Below are 17,510 nucleotides of genomic sequence, written 5' to 3' on the forward strand. Positions count from 1 at the left end.
CGGTCGGGTAAGCCGGTAGGGCTCAATCAATTGAGCATTTTTTGCCCGTGAAGGAGGAGAAGACCAATGCATGAGAAAGAGAAAGACCTGATCAGTGCATTCCTGCGGGGAGAGGTGGACCGCCGCGGAATGCTGAAGGGCCTGGGCGCCATGGGCGTTACGGCCGGTGCCGGCGGCACGTTGCTCAACATGATGTCGAGCAGGGCAATGGCTGCCGATTTTGACTGGAAGAAACATTCCGGCAAGACCGTAAAGCTTTTGCTCAACAAGCATCCCTATGCCGACGCCATGATCGCCAACCTGCAGGCCTTCAAGGACCTGACGGGCATGGACGTCAAGTATGACGTGTTTCCCGAAGACGTCTATTTCGACAAGGTGACGGCGGCTTTGTCGTCCGGTTCCACCGAATATGATGCGTTTATGACCGGTGCCTACATGACCTGGACCTACGGTCCGGCCGGCTGGATCACCGACCTCAAGGAATGGATCAACGATCCGGAAAAGACCAATCCGAGCTATGCCTGGGACGATTTCCTGCCCGGCGTGAAAAATTCCTGCGCCTGGAACGGCCAGCCCGGCGGCGCGCTCGGTTCCGACGATGCCAAGCAGTGGTGCATTCCGTGGGCGTTCGAGCAGAACAACATCACCTATAACAAGGCGATGTTCGACAAGGCCGGCGTTTCGGTTCCCAAGAACCTCGACGACATGATCGCCGTGGCCGCCAAGCTGCAGAAGGATGTCGGCGGGATCTACGGTATCGGCGTTCGCGGCTCGCGTTCCTGGGCGACGATCCATCCGGGCTTCCTGTCGGCCTATTCGAACTTCAACGAAAAGGACCTGAACGTCACCGATGGCAAGCTGTCGGCGGCGATGGGCACGGCCGGTTCCAAGGCGTTCCACGCCAAATGGGTGCAGATGATCCAGGAAAGCGGCCCGAAGGATTGGTCGACCTATACCTGGTATCAGGTCGGTACCGATCTGGGCGCCGGCGCGTCGGCGATGATCTTCGACGCCGATTGCCTGGGCTATTTCATGAATGGCGGTGACAACAAGATGGCCGGACAGCTGTCCTATGCCGCCTTCACCGCCAACCCGGATGCAACGGCCTCGACGCCGAACATCTGGATCTGGTCGCTCGCCATGTCCAACTTTTCCAAGGACAAGGACGCCACCTGGTACTTCCTGCAATGGGCAACCGGCCCCGAACACGCGATCTTCGGCGCCACCAAGATGGACTTCGTCGATCCGGTCCGCCAGTCGGTCTGGAAGGACGAGGCCTTCCGCACCAAGCTCGACAAATATCCGGGCTATGTCGACATGTTCGACGCGTCTGCCGCCGGCGCATCGATCAAGTTCACGCCGCAGCCGTTGTTCTTCGACGTCACCACCGAATGGGCGGCGACGTTGCAGAAGATGGTCGCCAAGGAAGTGCCTGTCGACGAAGGTCTCGACCAGCTGGTCGAGAGCATCGATCGCCAGCTGAAGGAAGCCGGTCTCGGCTGATCTGCCTCCCAAGCAGAAGCCCGGCGCTTGAAAGAGCGCCGGGCACCCGCACACCGGCTGACCGCCACCTTGAGACAACCTGAAATGCCGATGGACTGACGCGGGGACGATCCGCGTGCCGCGCGCTTTCTTCACAGACAAAGAACGGAGCTCGACATGGCTTCAACAGCAACCCTCCGCAAGCCCGCTTCAGGTTTCCGCATCAGCCGGAAGATGCTGCCCTATGTGCTGAGCCTGCCGGCGCTGCTTGTGTGCATCGGCATCCTGATCCCCTTCTTCACCGCCGTGATCTATTCCTTCCAGCGCTACCGCCTGAGCCAACCCTGGGCGCGGCAGTTCAACTGGGGTGAAAACTATCTCAACTTCTTCACCGACCCGGCCTTCTGGAACACGCTGAAAGTGTCGCTGCTTTATGCCGGCATTACCGTGACGCTGGAACTCCTGCTCGGTCTTGGCATCGCGCTCCTGTTGCAGCGCCGTTCGACGGTCAACAATTTCATCTCGATCATGCTGCTTTTGCCGCTGATGATCGCGCCAGCGCTCGCCGCGCTGATGTGGAAGCTGATGACCAATCCGAGCTTCGGCATTCTGAGCTATCTTGCCAGCCTCATCGGACTGCACGATTTCCGCTGGGCCTCGTCGCCGAGCACGGCGCTGCTCACCGTCGTTCTCGTCGATATCTGGGTCTATACGCCCTTCATCATGATCCTTTTGCTGGCCGGCCTGCGCTCGCTGCCGACCCAGCCGTTCGAGGCTGCGGCGCTCGATGGCGTGCCGAGGACCTTCGTGTTCTTCCGCATCACCTTGCCGATGCTGACGCCCTATATCCTGACGGCAACGCTGTTCCGGCTGCTCGACAGCATCCAGCAGTTCGACATCATCTATGCGATGACGCAAGGCGGACCGGGCAATACGCTGACCGTTTTCCAGGTGGAAGCCTATCTCAACTTCTTCCAGTCGACCAATGTCGGGCGCTCCGCCGCGCTGATGGTCATCCTGTGGGCGATTACGTACCTGCTCTCCAATATCTTCATCAAGAACTGGCTGCGGCTGCGCGAACGCGCCCGTGGCGAAGCGTGAGGGGAAAACCATGGAAACCACATCCACGCTTGAAAAAACGCTGCGGCTGATCGCGCTGACGCTCGTCGTCATCTTCTTCATGTTCCCGATCTTCTGGATCTTCCTGATGTCGTTCCAGACCAACGAGACAATTCTGGCGATCCCGCCATCGATCATCTTCACGCCCACCTTGTCCAACTATGCGGCACTCATCACCGGCAAGCTGACGACGGCGGCCGGCACGCTCGACATCGCCTTCATGCGCAACCTGATGAACTCGATCTTCCTGTCGGTGACGTCGGTTGCCATCGCGCTGGTTCTCGGCGTTCCCGCGGCCTATGCCTTTGCCCGCCACAAGTTCAAGGGCTCTGAAGATATCGCGTTCACGCTCCTGTCCTTCCGCTTTGCGCCGCCCTTGCTCGTGCTCTTGCCGCTCACCCAGTATTTCCAGTGGCTTGGGCTGTCCGACACCTATTTCGGGCTGATCTGGGTCTACCAGCTGATCTGCCTGCCACTCATCCTGTGGATCGTGCGCGGCTATTTCGAGGATATTTCGGCCGATGTGGAATATGCCTATCGCATCGCCGGTCACTCCTGGTTTGCCACCTTCCGCAAGATCGCGCTGCCGTTGGCAGGTCCGGGGATTGCGGCAGCCGGCCTGCTGGCCTTTATCTTCGCCTGGAACAACTTCGTGTTCGCGCTGGTGCTGGCCTCGGCCGACAAGCAGCCGGTCACCGTCGGCGCGCTTGCCTTCGTCACCTCGTCGGGCATCCAGTACGGCCAGATCGCCTCGGCCATCGTGCTGTCGGTAACACCGACGCTTGCACTTGCACTCTACGCCCAGCGCTACCTCGTCGAAGGCCTGTCGCTCGGCGCGGTGAAGGGATAAATCATGACGACACTTCAGCTTAAAAACATCGTCAAGCGCTACAAGACCAACACGGTTCTCGACAATCTGTCGCTGGATGTGGCCGATGGCGAAACGCTGGTCCTGTTCGGTCCTTCGGGGGCGGGAAAGACCGTGCTGCTGCGGCTGGTGGCCGGTGTGATCGATCCGGAGGAAGGGCAGATCCTGATCGGCGGCGAGGATGTCGCCGATATCGACGCCGAACATCGCGGCATCGGCATGGCTTTCCAGAACTTCGCGCTGTTTCCACATATGAGCGCCTTCGACAATATTGCCAGCCCGTTGACGGCGACCAACGCGACGAAGGATGCGATCTCGGCGGGCGTGCACAAGGTGGCCAAGCTCCTGAAGATCGATCAGGTCCTGTCGCATCATCCCAAGGCGCTGTCGAACGGCCAGAAGCAGCGGACCGCGCTCGCCCGAGCGCTTGCTGGCTCGCCGCCGCTGCTTTTGCTTGACGATCCCTTGCGCAATGTGGACGCCAAGCTGCGTTTCGAGATGCGGCTGGAATTGCCGCGCCTGCTCGCCGCGCAAGGGGCAACGGTCGTCTATGTGACGCAGGACTACAAGGAAGCCATGGCGCTGGGAGACCGGATCGCCGTGATGTCACAGGGCCGCATCCGCCAGATCGGCACGCCCGAGAATATCTACAATGCCCCCGCCGATATCGAGATCGCCCGTCTGTTCGGCGATCCGACCATCAATCTTCTCGATGTCACGCCGAAATCCGGACCGGACGGGGTCTATGTCGAGCTTTCGAACGTCAAGGTGGCACTGCCCGGCATGCCGTCGGATGTGGTTGGAAAGACCTGCGTCATCGGTCTGAGGCCAGAGACAATCGCCTTTACAGATGCGGGCGCGGCTGCCGCCATTCCGGTGACGGTGGAAGCCGAAACGCCGCTGAACGAAAAGACCGTCACGCTGGTTCTGACGGCACGCGGCCGGGAAATTCTGGTATCGCGCCCGGCGGGGACGCCGGGTCCCGTATCCGGCCCTGCCCATATCGCCGTCAATGGCCAGGCGGCCTTCCTGTTCGACAAGGAGAGTGGCGGGCTGATCCGGTCTGCCGCAACCCAGGTAACACGCAATGGAGAAGCGGCATGAGCGAGACCGCACTGTTCATCAAGGGCGTCGACAAGTTCTATGGCCCGATCGATCATGGCGTCCATGCCGTCAAGCAGCTGAACATGGACGTGAAGAAGGGCGAGATCATCGCGCTTCTCGGCTCTTCCGGCTGCGGCAAGACCTCGACATTGCGCATGGTCGCCGGCTTCGAGGCCGTGTCGCGCGGTACGATCGCGATGAAGGGGCGCGAGGTCCAGACCTTTGCGCCGGTCAAGCGCAATGTCGCCATGGCGTTCGAGGGATACTCGCTCTATCCGCCTTTGACGGTGCGCGAAAACATCGCCTTTGCGCTGAAGGCCTCCAAGCTGTCGCAGAGCGTGGTGGACGAAAAGGTCGCCAATATCGCCAAGCTGCTTGAGATCGAGGATATCATGGGCCGCTATCCGAGTTCGATCTCGGGCGGCCAGCAGCAGCGGGCGTCGCTGGGCCGGGCGCTGATCCGCGATGCGGACCTGCATCTGCTCGATGAGCCCATGGGGCAGCTGGAGCCGCAGTTGCGCGCGCTTTTGCGCGGCCGCATCAAGCATTTCATTAAGGAGCGCGGCCTGACCGCCATTCTTGTCACCCACGATCAGACGGAGGCCAATGCGCTGGCCGACCGGATCGCCGTCATGGAAGGCGGCGTGCTGCAGCAGTTCGATACGCCGCAGATGATCAAGGAGCGTCCGGCCAATCTGTTCACCGGCACCTTTGTCGGCGAGCCGCCGATGAACGTGTTTTCGGCGGGGATTTCCGGCACCGGCGATACCGTCTCCTTCGGTCTGAACGAGGGCGTGAAGCTTGACTACAAGGCGTCGGATTTTTCGCATGAAGTGCGCGCCGAACTGATGAAGCGCAGCAAGGTCGTGCTTGGCATCCGGCCCTATGCCGTTCGCCGCAGCGAAGGCGGCGTTGGTGCGAAAGTGGCTGTCAACCAGTGGCTGGGCGACCAGACCCATATCGCCACCGATTTTGCCGGCGGTACGATGGTGCTGGTCGAGCATGACCGCACCAATCTGGCCATCGGCGAGAATGTCGGTATCCGGCTTGATCCCTCGAGCCTGCACGTGTTCGACGGCGAGAGCGGGCGGGCCATCAGCCATGGGCAGGAGCTGGCCTGATGCGCGATATCCTGATCGGGATCGATGCGGGAACCTCCGTCATCAAGTCGGTCGCCTTTGACCTGGGCGGCAAGCAGATCGCATTTTCAGCCATTCCCAACGCTTATGAAAGCGAGGGCGGACGGGGTGTCGTTCAGGATCTTGACCGCACCTGGGCCGATACCGCAAAGACGCTGGCCGATCTCGCCGGCAAGGTGGAGAACCTTGCCAGCCGGGTTGCGGCGATCTCGGTGACCGGCCAGGGCGACGGCACCTGGCTGATCGACAAAAACGGCGATCCCGTCGGCAAGGGCTGGCTCTGGCTCGATGCCCGCGCTGGCGACACCGTCGAGCGCCTGCGCCGCGACAGCGGCGATGCCACGCGCTTTTCCCATACCGGCTCCGGCCTTGCCGCCTGCCAGATGGGCTCGCAGCTCAGGTGGATCCTTGAAAATGCGCCCGAGATGATCGAAGGCGCTACGACGGGGTTTCACTGCAAGGACTGGCTCTATTTCAAGCTGACCGGCCAGCGGGCGACCGATCCCTCCGAGGCCAATTTCACCTTCGGTGATTTTCGCACCCGGCAATATTGCGAGGATGTCATCGACTTTCTCGACCTGCGCAAACAGCGCTACCTCCTGCCTGAAATCGTCGATGGCGCTGTTACCCGGCATGCGTTGAGCGATAAGGCTGCCGCGCTGACAGGGCTTCTGGCGGGAACCCCCGTTGTGCTCGGTTATGTCGATGTCGTCTGCACCTCGCTCGGCGCCGGGCTTTACGAGCCGGGCACCGATACCGGCTGCTCGATCATCGGCTCGACCGGCATGCATATGCGGCTGGCGAAAAGCCCTGACGACGTTCAGCTCAACAAGGACCTCACCGGCTACACCATGTGCATGCCGATATCAGGCCATTATGCGCAGATGCAGTCGAACATGGCGGCGACGCTCAATATAGACTGGATTTTGTCCCTGGCCGGCAGCGTGCTGAAGGGCATGGGGATCGAGAAAAGCAAGTCCGAGCTGCTCGGCCATGTCGAGGACTGGCTGTCGCAAGCCAAGGAAACCTCGCTTCTCTTTCATCCCTATATTTCCGAGGCCGGCGAACGCGGGCCGTTCGTCGATGCGTCTGCGCGGGCATCCTTCATCGGGCTTGATCTCAACCACGGCTTTGCCGACATGGTCCGCGCCGTCTTCAATGGTCTCGCCATGGCATCGCGCGATTGCTACGTCGAGATGGGGCCGCTGCCATCGCGGGTGCGGCTGACGGGCGGTGCGGCGCGCAGCGCATCCTTGCGGCGCATTCTTGGCGGCGCGCTCGGTTCATCGGTGCAGACCAGCGAGCGCGAGGAGGCGGGGGCTGCCGGCACGGCGATGATCGCCGCCGTCTCGCTTGGCATCTACGGCTCGATGGAAGAGTGCGTCAAGGAATGGGTCACCCCCTACCAGCGGCCGGCGGAACCGGCCGACAAAGCCATGGCGGCGCGTTTTGACGCGGCGTTTCCACTCTACAGGCAATCGCGCCTGTCCCTTCGTCCGGTCTGGCACGCCCTGTCCCACGGCGCCGCCCCGGCATCTGAATAGGAAGACTGAAATGAAGAAAATTGCCATCATCGGAGACCGGTTCATGCTACCGACGGTCTTTCGCGACAAGGTCGTGGAAGCCTGTGGCGAGGGGCATGATATCCGTCTTCTCGAACAGCCCTGGCCGGATGAGCCGATGGAGCATGGCTATGCGGTGGAGGGCATGGACGGCCTGAAGGAATATATGGGCAAGGCCGACGACATCATCGCGTTCGTTGACGATGCGGAGATGGTGATTACACAGCTGGCGCCGTTTTCCCGGGGCATGTTTTCCAAGTTGCCGGACCTGAAATTCGTCGCGGTTTCGCGTGGCGGGCCGGTGAATATCGATATGAATGCCGCGCGCGATGCCGGTGTCCTGGTGGTCAACACGCCCGGCCGCAATGCCAGCGCAGTTGCCGAATTTACCCTCGGCGCGATCCTTGCCGAAACCCGGCTGATCCGGTCCGGCCACGAATCCCTGCGCAAGGGCGAATGGCGTGGTGAGCTCTACCGTGCCGACAAGACCGGCCGCGAGCTTTCGGAAATGACCGTCGGCGTCGTCGGCTACGGCAATATCGGCACCAAGGTGGTTCGGCTGCTGCGGGCATTCGGAACCAAGGTGCTGGTCTACGATCCCTATGTCCAGCTGTCTGCCGATGACCGCAATGCCGGTGTCGAGCATGTAAGCTTCGACGATCTCCTGTCGCGCTCCGATCTCGTGACGCTGCATGCGCGGGTGTCGGACGAGACGCGGAATATGATGAATGCCGAAAGCTTTGCCAAAATGAAGCCGGGTGCGATCTTCGTGAACACGGCGCGCGGACCGCTCTGCGATTATGATGCGCTGTATGAGGCCTTAGTGAACGGCCAGCTTTCGTCCGCCATGCTGGAAACCTTTGCCGTCGAACCGGTGCCTGCCGACTGGCCGTTGCTGCAATTGCCGAACGTGACGCTGACGCCGCATATTGCCGGGGCATCCGTGCGCACGGTCACCTATGCCGCAGAGATGGCGGCCGAAGAGGTGCGCCGCTACATCGCCGGCCTCCCGCCCGTCAATCCGTGCTGAGGGCGCCGCAATGACAGAGAATTACGTTCGCCAGTCGATCATCGATCATTGCCGCAAGATGAATGCGCTCGGGATCAACCAGGGCACATCCGGCAATATCAGCGCTCGTTACGAAGACCGCATGCTGATCACGCCGTCGGCGGCACCCTATGACGAGATGACGCCGGATATGATTGCCTCGCTGCCGCTGGAGGGCGAATACGGCGCCTGGGACGGCCCGCGCAAACCCTCGACGGAATGGCGCTTCCATCTCGATATCCTGCGCAGCCGGCCCGAGGTGAACGCGGTCATCCACACGCATGCGATCTATTCGACCATTCTCGCCATTGCGCATAGGCCGATCCCCGCCTGCCACTACATGATCGCCGCCTTCGGTGGTGACGATGTGAAGGTCTGCGACTATGCGCGCTACGGCACCAAGGAACTTTCCGACAATATCCTCAAGGCGATGGAGGGCCGCACCGCCTGCCTGATGGCCAATCACGGCATGCTGGCCACCGGTGCCAGCCTCGAAAAGGCGATGTGGGCGGCGGTCGAACTGGAGACCATTGCCAAGCAATATTACCATGCGCTGCTGATCGGCGGCCCGGTCGTATTGCCAGCGGAAGAGATTGCCGGCGTCCGCAAGGGCTTTGCCAGCTACGGATTGCAGGATGGCGCAAAGAAGGCCTCTAATGGATGACGCAGGCGAGCGAAGGTGCCGGCTGGTCATGCTTGGTCCAATGCACGTTAGACAGGAGAGACGAGCGTGAGTGCTGAAGGGATCATCGACCTGTTCATCATCGGCGGCGGCGTCAACGGCGCCGGCATTGCCCGCGATGCGGCCGGGCGCGGCATGTCGGTCGTGCTCTGCGAAAAGGACGATCTGGCTCAGGGGACCAGCTCGCGCTCCGGCAAGCTTGTGCATGGCGGCCTGCGCTATCTCGAATATTATGAATTCCGGCTGGTGCGCGAGGCGCTGATCGAGCGCGAGGTGCTGCTTCAATCCGCGCCGCATATCATCTGGCCGATGCGGTTCGTCCTGCCGCACAGCGCGTCCGACCGGCCGGCCTGGCTCGTGCGGCTCGGCCTGTTTCTCTACGATCATCTCGGTGGCCGCAAACGCCTGCCGGGCACGCGTACGCTTAATTTGCGCACCGCGCCGGAGGGCGCGCCGGTCAAGACGGAGTATCGCAAGGCATTCGAATATTCCGACTGCTGGGTGGATGATGCCCGCCTGGTGCTGCTCAACGCGCTCGATGCGCAGCAGCGCGGCGCGAAAATCCACACCCGGACCGCCTGCACCTCGGTGCGCCGCAATGGCGATCTCTGGGATATCGAGATGACCGCAACCGGCACGGGCCGCAAGACCGCGCTCAAGGCACGCTGCGTGGTGAACACGGCGGGTCCCTGGGTCAACGATGTCATCGGCCGGGTTGCCGGGCTGAATTCCCGCCGCAATGTCCGCCTGGTCAAGGGCAGCCATATCATCGTGCCGAAATTCTGGGAGGGGCGGCAAGCCTATCTCGTGCAAAACCCGGACAAACGGGTGATCTTCATCAACCCCTATGAAAACGATCTGGCGCTGATCGGCACGACCGATATTCCCTATGAGGGGCGCCCGGAAGACGTGAAGGCGGATGCAAATGAGATCGACTATTTGATCAAATCCGTGAACCGCTATTTCAAGCAGCAGCTGACGCCCGGCGATATCGTCCACAGCTTTTCGGGCGTGCGGCCGCTCTATGACGACAATGCCGAAAACCCGTCCGCCGTGACGCGCGATTACATTTTCGAGGTCGATGCGGAGGGCGGCAAGGCGCCGCTGCTGTCCGTGTTCGGCGGCAAGATCACCACATTCCGCAAGTTGTCCGAACACGCGCTGGAAAAGATCAGACCGTTCTTCCCGGCGATGAAACCGGGCTGGACCGCAGGCGGCATTCTGCCCGGCGGCGATATGCGAGACGCAGATTTCGAGCAGTTTCTCGCTGATCTCAGCGCCCGGTACCGCTGGCTTCCCGCCGGTCTTGTCAAGCATTACGCCCGGCTTTACGGCACGCGTGCGCATGATCTGCTTTCCGGCGCCGCCTCGCTCGACGATCTCGGTGCTGCTTTCGGCCCGTTGCTGCGCGAGCGCGAGGCGCGGTTCCTGATCGAGACCGAATGGGCGCAGACGCCACAGGACATTCTGGAACGCCGCACGAAACACGGATTGCACATGACCCCGGCCGAGCGCGAGGCGTTCGCATCCTGGTGTCTGCAACAGCCGCAGGCGGCCTGAGACATATCGGAGACAATGGTGAAAAGTTCTGAATTCGAAGCCCTTCTGGACGTTTCGGCCCGGGTCGGTGCCGATCCGTCGCTGGTGCAGGCGGCCGGCGGCAATACCTCGATCAAGGAAGGCGGCACGCTGTGGATCAAGGCATCGGGTCTCTGGCTCGCCCATGCCCGTAAGCGCGACGTGATGGTGCCGGTGGCGCTCGATGCTCTGCTCGATGCGCTGGAGCGCGATGATCCTTCCACGGAAAAGGCGCAGGATTTCGTCATCCGGGATCGCAATCCGTCCGGTTTGCGGCCCTCGATCGAAACGACGGTGCATGCGCTGATGCCGCAGAAGGTGGTGATCCACGTTCATTGCGTCGAGACCATCGCAACCGCTGTCCAGGTCAACGGCGAAACCATCGCCGCCTCGAAACTGCCGGATATCCCGCATGTGTTCGTGCCCTATGCGCGGCCGGGCCTGCCACTCGCCAAGGCGATTGCTGCACGGATCCGGCCGGATACCAGCGTGCTCATCCTCGGCAATCACGGTCTTGCGGTGGCAGCCGAAACGGTGGCGCAGGCAGAGCGTCTTCTGGCCGAGGTCTCCCAAAGGCTCGCCCTGCCGCGCCGCACGGCGCCGGATGCGGATATCGCGGCCCTGTCGCGGCTGGCGGTGGGCAGTCAGTTCACCTTGCCGCAGGAAAGCCTGATCCATGATGCCGCCACCGATCTGGCAAGCTGCCGCATTGCTGCCGGGGGCAGCCTCTATCCGGACCATGTGATCTTTCTCGGGCGCGGCTCGTTTGTTGCAGCCCCCGGCGATACGGCAGCCTCGATCGAGGAGCGGCATCGCGCTGATGGGCAGGCCGTTCCACCGGCATTGCTGTTTCCGGGCAAGGGCGTGCTGGTCGCCAAGGACGTCACGGCCGGTGCGCTGGCCATGGCGCGCTGCCTCTCGGATGTGCTCGGCCGGATCGGTGAGGGTGCGCGGCTGCGCTATCTGACGGATGCCGAAAACGGCGAGCTTCTCGGCTGGGATGCGGAAAAATACCGGCAGGAACTGAACCGGGCCGGAAAGACGCTGCAATGACGGGTGACGCAAAAAAGCCGCTGGTGATCGGCATCGATATCGGCACATCCGGCGCGCGCGCGGTGGCGATGGATGCCGCCTTCAACGTCGTCGCCTCCGGCTCGTCGAAGCTTGCGGATTTTTCCGCCGATCACCGGGATCCGGCCGTCTGGTGGCAGGCGGTGCAGACGGCCTTGGGGCAGGTGCTGGATGCGATTAACCGCAGGCAGGTCCGGGCGATCGCGATCGACGGCACCTCCGGCACGATGCTACCGGTCAGCGCCGACGGTGCGCCGCTGGCGGTGCCGATGATGTACAATGATCCCGTGGAAGATGCGGATATCCTGGCGCTGATCAAGGCGCATGCGCCGAAAGAAAGTGCGGCGCATGGGGCGACGTCCGGTCTGGCGAAGGCTCTGGCATTTCAGGCCGTGCCGGATGTCTTCCGGATCATCCATCAGGCCGATTGGCTTGCCGGGCATTTCACCGGGCTCTACGATGTGTCCGATGAGAACAATGCCTTGAAGACCGGCTATGACCCGGTATCGCGCACCTGGCCGGACTGGATTGCCGCAACGGGCATGCGGCCCGATCTGCTGCCGGACGTTCTGCCGGCGGGATCGCCGGTGGCCGGAATTTCCGCTGAGGCAGCGGACGCGTTCGGCTTTAGTGATGACGTCGTGATTGTCGCGGGCACCACGGATGGCTGCGCATCGTTTCTGGCAACGGGCGCCGATCAGCCCGGCGATGCCGTCTCGGCGCTCGGGACGACGCTGACGGTGAAGATGCTGTCCGGGCGGCCGCTGTTTGCGCCGGAATACGGTCTCTACAGCCACCGGATCGGCGACATGTGGCTGGCGGGCGGGGCTTCCAATACCGGCGGCGTGGTCCTGGCGGCGCATTTCGACAATGCGCAGATTGCCGCCCTTTCAGCGGACATCGATCCGGCTGACGATACCGGTCTTCACTATTATCCGCTGGTCAGGGATGGCGAGCGGTTTCCGGTCAATGATCCGGCGATGAAGCCGCGCATGACACCGCGGCCGGACAGCGATGCCATGTTCCTGAAGGCCATCTTCGAGGGGATCGCCGGTGTCGAGGCTCTCGCCTATGAGCGGCTGGTTTCGCTCGGCAGTCCGCCGTTGCGCTCCATCCGAACGGTGGGCGGCGGGGCGAAGAATGCGGTCTGGACTCAGATACGCAACCGCAAAATGCCGGTACCGTTTCTGCCTGTGGCTTCGGAAGAGGCAGCGGCCGGCACGGCGCGGCTTGCGCTGACGGGCGCCAAATCGGCGGGTGTGATATGAGCGGCGGGCCACTGGAAATCGCCGGCCTTGATGAGGTCACCGAGCGTTTCGACGCGTTTCTGATCGATCAGTTCGGCGTGCTGCGGGATGGCAAGGGGCCGTATCCGGGGGCGGTGGACACGCTGATGCGGCTGAAACAGGCCGGAAAGACCATCATCATCCTGTCCAATTCCGGCAAGCGTTCGGCGGAGAATGACCGGCGGCTTGCAGCCCTTGGTTTCGATCGCACGAGCTGGGACTGGTTCTTGACCTCCGGCGAGGTCGCCTGGCGTATCCTGCAGAAGGAAAGCGGGCAGGGAGCAGGCGGTGTGAGCCGCAAATGCCTGCTGGTCAGCCGCGACGGCGATACCTCGCCGCTTGACGGGCTGGGTCTTGAGCGGACCGAAAGCGGCGAAGATGCGGATTTCATCATGCTTGCGGCCAGCGAAGGGGATCTCCATCCGCTGTCGTTTTACGAGACGCTGCTGGCGCCGGCGGCCAGGCGTGGCGTGCCATGCCTGTGCACCAATCCGGACAAGATCATGCTGACGAAGGAGGGCACGGCCTTTGGAGCGGGGCGGATTGCCGAGCTTTACGAGGAACTGGGCGGGCAGGTCCGCTGGATCGGCAAGCCGTTTGCCGACATTTATGCGACGGCGCGCGAATTCCTCGGGGACCTTCCGCCTGAGAAAATCTGCTGCATCGGCGACAGTATCGAGCATGACATTGCCGGTGCTGCGGGCGCCGGGTTGAAATCGATCCTGGTGACGACGGGCATTCTGGAAACCGCATCGGACGCGCAGCGCCAGGCGCTGTTTGCCGAGCATGGCGCCATGCCAGACTTCATCCTGCCGGCGTTTACCTGGTCCGGGCGCTAAGACTTCCCGCAGGCGGCGCTCAAAACCCTTGCGTAACCAGAAACGCTTTCATCCGCTCCGCCGCCATATCCGGCATATCCAGGACATTGGCCTTGTCGGCCAGGCGGAAGATGTCGGCATAGTGCAGGACGCCACGGGCGGATTGCATGCCGGCGGGCATGGTAAAATGCCGTTGATGGCCGTTCAGCCAGGCGAGGAAGACGACGCCCGCCTTGTAATATTGCGTCGGCGCCTCGAAGATCTTCCGCGACAGCGGCACGGTCGGCTCGATCACCGCGCGGAACGTACCGGTATCGCCCGATGCCAGCGAAGCCAGCGCCTTTGAGGCGGATGGCGCGACGGCGTCGAAGATGCCGAGCAGGGCATGGCTGTATTTCTGCCCGTCGCCCTCGATCAGTTCGGCATAATTGAAATCGTCGCCGGTGAAGCAGAGGATATCGCCGGGCAGGCGGTTGCGCAGGGCGACTTCGCAGGCGTTATCGAGCAGCGAGATCTTGATGCCTTCGACCTTGGACTTGTTGTCCTCGATGATCGAAAGCACGGTATCGAGCGCGGTTTCAAAATTTTCCGAGCCCCAATAGCCTTTCAGCTGCGGATCGAACATGTCGCCGAGCCAGTGCAGCACCACCTTGTCCTTGGCCTGCGACAGGATGCGGCCGTAGACCTTGCGGTAATCGTCCGGCGATGCGGCGATGCGCGCGAGCGCACGGCTGGCCATCATGATCGACCGGCCGCCTTCCTGCTCGACGAAGCCGACCTGGGTTTCGTAGGCGCGGATGACGTCGTCGAGCGAGCGGGTATCGGCGGGGGAAAGATGATCGGTGCCTGCGCCGCAGGCGAGATCGGCGCCCGGCACGCTGCGGGCTTCCGTGAGCGACCGGCGGATGAGTTCTTGCGCACCCGCCCAGTTCAGACCCATGCCGCGTTGCGAAGTGTCCATCGCTTCTGCGATCTTGAAGCCGAGCGCCCAGAGGTGATGGCGAAACGCCATGGTCCGCTCCCAGTCGATCGCAGGCCGGCCCCAGGGGTCGAGATCGCGCAGCGGATCGGAGACGACATGGGCAGCCGCATAGGCGATGCGGTTGAAGACGGGGACCGTCTGCGGCCGCGCGATCGGGGTTCCCGTCAAGCGGTAGATCTCAAGCGAACCGTCGGCGCGCGGCAGCGGCAGGGTGGCGGACATGCGGGGCTCCTCCTAAGGCTAGTGAAAGCCGAATAATTTAGATCGTTCCAAATTTCAAGAGATAATTTGGTGGATAAACGAGGTGGGAAGGCCGATCACTGGACGCGTTCATGCGTTGTTTTGATCCAGTTCACAGCGCTTTTCATTGATACTTTTTGGTAAAGTGTGTTGTTTATAAATGGGTTTTTGCCGTTTGGATTTTGCTTGATGCGTTTGTTTCCAGTCAAGATGCGTGCGGTAAAACTTCTTTTTCGAAATGCGCTTGACAAAATTGGAACGTTCCAATTATTTTGCCGAAAGTGCTGAGGCAAGAAGACCTCGCCGGGAGGACAATGTGGGTAAGGAACGGGTGACAGTCATCGATATTGCGCATGCCGCCGGCGTGTCGAAATCGACCGTGTCGCTCGTGCTGCAGGCGAGCCCGCTCGTCAACGAGACCACCCGCGCCAAGGTCAATGCCGTCATCCGTGATCTCGGCTATGTCTATAATCGCGGTGCGGCCAACCTGCGCCAATCCAATTCCAAGTCGAAGATCATTGGCATCGTCGTCAACGATCTGACCAACAGCTTCTTTGCCGAGCTTGCCGTCGGCGTCGATATGGTCGTGCAGTCGGCCGGTTATGTACAGTTCCTCGCCAACACCGCCGAAAGTGTGGATCGCCAGCGCGAGGTCATTGCCTCGATGCGCGAACATGGCATTTCCGGCCTGATCCTGTCGCCGGCGCGGGGCACCGATGCTTCGGATCTGAAGCCGCTGGTGGCAAGCGGTATCCCCGTCGTCAACGTCGTGCGGCAGGTCGCCGGCGCCAAAGTGTCGTCGCTGGTATCGGACAATCATGCCGGCATGCGCGACGCGGTCCGTCATCTCGCCGGGCTTGGCCATCACCGCATCGCCTTTCTTGGCGGTTTTCCCGATACGGCCGTGTTCAACGAGCGGATGCAGGGCTATCGCGATGCGCTGTCGGATATGGATCTCGCCGTGCATGACGAGCTTGTGGTCAGCTCGGCGCCGTCGCGGGCAGGGGGTGTTGCTGCCATTCAGCGGGCGCTGCTGTTGCGCGAGCGGCCGACGGCGGCCGTGTGCTTCAACGATGCGGTCGCCTTCGGTGTCTGCGATGGCCTGAGGGCGCACCGGCTTGATCCGGGCGAGGATTTTGCCGTGATCGGTTTTGACGATGTCATCGAGGCGCAGACGGCGGTGCCGGCGCTGACGACGATCTCGGTCGATCCGCAGGGCATGGGGCGGCGGGCAGCGCAGCTTCTTTTGAAACAGATCAATGCCGGACGGGCGGACGCGGAAGCGATCGTCAGCTCGGTGCGGCTGGTGGTGCGCCAGAGTTGCGGCGCCGCCATCGACAAGCGGGAAAGGTTATCCTTGTTATGACACGTTGGGGTTTGATCGGGGCAAGTACGATTGCCCATGAATGGGTGATCGATGCGATCCGTGCCGTGGGCGGCGAGATCGTTTCGGTGATGAGCACCAGTGCGGAACGCGGCGCCACCTATGCCGCAGACCATGGCATTGCCAAATCGGTGACCAGCCTTGCCGAGCTTGTCGGCGATCCCGATGTCGAGGCCGTCTACATCTCCACCACCAATGAATTGCACCGCGACCAGCTGATCGCGGCGGCCAAGGCCGGCAAGCATATTCTGTGCGAAAAACCGCTGGCGACCTCGCTTGAGGATGCCCGTATCATGGTCAAGGCCGCGCGCGATGCCGGTGTGGTCATGGCGACCAACCATCACCTGCGGGGGGCTGCCACACACCGTGCGATGCGCGAGGCGATTGCGCAAGGCCGGATCGGCAAGCCGCTGGCGGCCCGCGTCTGCCATGCCGGTTACCTTCCGGCGCACCTGCAGGGCTGGCGTCTCGACAGGCCGGAAGCGGGCGGCGGCGTCATTCTCGATATCACCGTGCACGACACCGACACGCTGCGCTTCGTGCTTGGCGACGATCCGGTCGAAGCGGTGGCGCTCGGCCAGTATGGCGGCATGGCCAAGGCCGGTCTTGAAGATGCGGCCATGGGCGTCCTGCGCTTCAAATCGGGTCTGATTGCCCAGTTCCATGACGGGTTCACCACAAAATATGCGGTGACCGGCTTTGAGGTTCACGGTTCCGAGGGATCGTTGATCGCGCGCAACTGCATGACGCAGAAGCCGATCGGCACCGTGACCCTGCGCAATGCCGAGGGCGAGACGGAGCTGACGCTCGACCACCGCAATCTCTATGAGAATACGCTGATCGCCTTCGATGCAGCCATCACCGGCAAAGGCCAGCCGCTTTGCGGCGGCGAAGACGGCGTCTGGTCGCTGGCGACAGGGCTTGCGGTCATGCAGGCGGCGGCCAGCGGCAATGCCGTCGCGATCGAACCGGGACTTTGACTGTGATGGTACGGGACCCAGCCGAGCGAACGCATTTTTATCCTGAGGCGGAGGCGGTGATTTTCCCCTTCTCCCCTGCGGGGAGAAGTGCCGAGCGCAGGCGAGGCGATGAGGGGGCCTCCAGCGAAGCTGGAGCCAGCAAAACTGCCTTCGGTCCCCCTCATCCN

15 protein-coding genes are annotated in these 17,510 nt (G+C 62.2%); 14 read left to right on the plus strand and 1 reads right to left on the minus strand.

Translation table 11 applies throughout. The features are described from left to right. Positions 1-66: 66 nt before the first annotated feature. The 12 genes from ASD32_RS19150 to ASD32_RS19205 all read left to right on the plus strand — a co-directional run bounded on the left by ASD32_RS19150 (position 67) and on the right by ASD32_RS19205 (position 13,778). Entirely contained in the window at positions 67-1,503 is a 1,437-nt protein-coding gene (locus ASD32_RS19150; RefSeq protein ID WP_060639649.1) for an extracellular solute-binding protein, read from the plus strand. A 156-nt stretch (positions 1,504-1,659) separates the two neighbouring features. Next, positions 1,660-2,583 carry a sugar ABC transporter permease gene (locus ASD32_RS19155; RefSeq protein ID WP_060639650.1) on the plus strand — a complete coding sequence of 308 codons (924 nt, stop codon included), beginning with the start codon at positions 1,660-1,662 and terminating at the stop codon, positions 2,581-2,583. Positions 2,584-2,593: 10 nt separating this feature from the next. Continuing rightward, entirely contained in the window at positions 2,594-3,451 is an 858-nt protein-coding gene (locus ASD32_RS19160) for a carbohydrate ABC transporter permease (RefSeq protein ID WP_060639651.1), read from the plus strand. 3 nt (positions 3,452-3,454) lie between these two features. Continuing rightward, on the plus strand, positions 3,455-4,573 hold the full coding sequence (locus tag ASD32_RS19165) for an ABC transporter ATP-binding protein (protein WP_060639652.1): 1,119 nt from the start codon (positions 3,455-3,457) through the stop codon (positions 4,571-4,573). Beyond that, complete coding sequence (locus ASD32_RS19170) at positions 4,570-5,694, plus strand: ABC transporter ATP-binding protein (RefSeq protein ID WP_060639653.1); 1,125 nt, start codon at positions 4,570-4,572, stop codon at positions 5,692-5,694. The genes ASD32_RS19165 and ASD32_RS19170 overlap by 4 nt, the downstream gene beginning before the upstream one ends. After that, positions 5,694-7,256 (plus strand): FGGY-family carbohydrate kinase, encoded by a 1,563-nt coding sequence (locus ASD32_RS19175; RefSeq protein WP_060639654.1) that lies wholly within the window; start codon positions 5,694-5,696, stop codon positions 7,254-7,256. Before ASD32_RS19170 ends, ASD32_RS19175 begins: the two co-directional genes overlap by 1 nt. A 10-nt stretch (positions 7,257-7,266) precedes the next feature. Beyond that, positions 7,267-8,304, plus strand: a complete 1,038-nt coding sequence (locus ASD32_RS19180; protein WP_060639655.1) for a 2-hydroxyacid dehydrogenase — start codon at positions 7,267-7,269, stop codon at positions 8,302-8,304. Between the two features lie 10 nt (positions 8,305-8,314). Beyond that, complete coding sequence (locus tag ASD32_RS19185; protein WP_060639656.1) at positions 8,315-8,986, plus strand: class II aldolase/adducin family protein; 672 nt, start codon at positions 8,315-8,317, stop codon at positions 8,984-8,986. Positions 8,987-9,052: 66 nt separating this feature from the next. Further along, positions 9,053-10,564: a glycerol-3-phosphate dehydrogenase gene (locus ASD32_RS19190; RefSeq protein ID WP_060639657.1), complete on the plus strand. Its 1,512-nt coding sequence runs from the start codon at positions 9,053-9,055 to the stop codon at positions 10,562-10,564. Between the two features lie 15 nt (positions 10,565-10,579). After that, positions 10,580-11,635: a class II aldolase/adducin family protein gene (locus ASD32_RS19195; protein WP_060639658.1), complete on the plus strand. Its 1,056-nt coding sequence runs from the start codon at positions 10,580-10,582 to the stop codon at positions 11,633-11,635. Continuing rightward, positions 11,632-12,921 carry an FGGY-family carbohydrate kinase gene (locus ASD32_RS19200; RefSeq protein ID WP_060639659.1) on the plus strand — a complete coding sequence of 430 codons (1,290 nt, stop codon included), beginning with the start codon at positions 11,632-11,634 and terminating at the stop codon, positions 12,919-12,921. Before ASD32_RS19195 ends, ASD32_RS19200 begins: the two co-directional genes overlap by 4 nt. Next, positions 12,918-13,778 (plus strand): TIGR01459 family HAD-type hydrolase, encoded by an 861-nt coding sequence (locus ASD32_RS19205; protein WP_060639660.1) that lies wholly within the window; start codon positions 12,918-12,920, stop codon positions 13,776-13,778. The genes ASD32_RS19200 and ASD32_RS19205 overlap by 4 nt, the downstream gene beginning before the upstream one ends. A 19-nt stretch (positions 13,779-13,797) precedes the next feature. Here ASD32_RS19205 and ASD32_RS19210 read toward each other — a convergent pair whose 3' ends face one another. Then, positions 13,798-14,961: a dihydrodipicolinate synthase family protein gene (locus ASD32_RS19210; RefSeq protein ID WP_060639661.1), complete on the minus strand. Its 1,164-nt coding sequence runs from the start codon at positions 14,959-14,961 to the stop codon at positions 13,798-13,800. A 334-nt stretch (positions 14,962-15,295) separates the two neighbouring features. Between ASD32_RS19210 and ASD32_RS19215 the strand changes: the two genes are divergently transcribed. Together ASD32_RS19215 and ASD32_RS19220 are read left to right on the plus strand one after the other, a co-directional pair. Beyond that, complete coding sequence (locus ASD32_RS19215; protein WP_060639662.1) at positions 15,296-16,345, plus strand: LacI family DNA-binding transcriptional regulator; 1,050 nt, start codon at positions 15,296-15,298, stop codon at positions 16,343-16,345. Beyond that, the gene (locus ASD32_RS19220) at positions 16,342-17,343 is read left to right on the plus strand and encodes a Gfo/Idh/MocA family oxidoreductase (RefSeq protein WP_060639663.1); all 1,002 of its coding nucleotides are present in this window, start codon (positions 16,342-16,344) and stop codon (positions 17,341-17,343) included. The genes ASD32_RS19215 and ASD32_RS19220 overlap by 4 nt, the downstream gene beginning before the upstream one ends. The last annotated feature ends 167 nt before the right edge of the window (positions 17,344-17,510 follow it).

Origin of the sequence: Rhizobium sp. Root483D2, from assembly GCF_001426685.1 — a bacterium.
GTDB classification, from domain to species: Bacteria; Pseudomonadota; Alphaproteobacteria; order Rhizobiales; family Rhizobiaceae; genus Pararhizobium; species Pararhizobium qamdonense.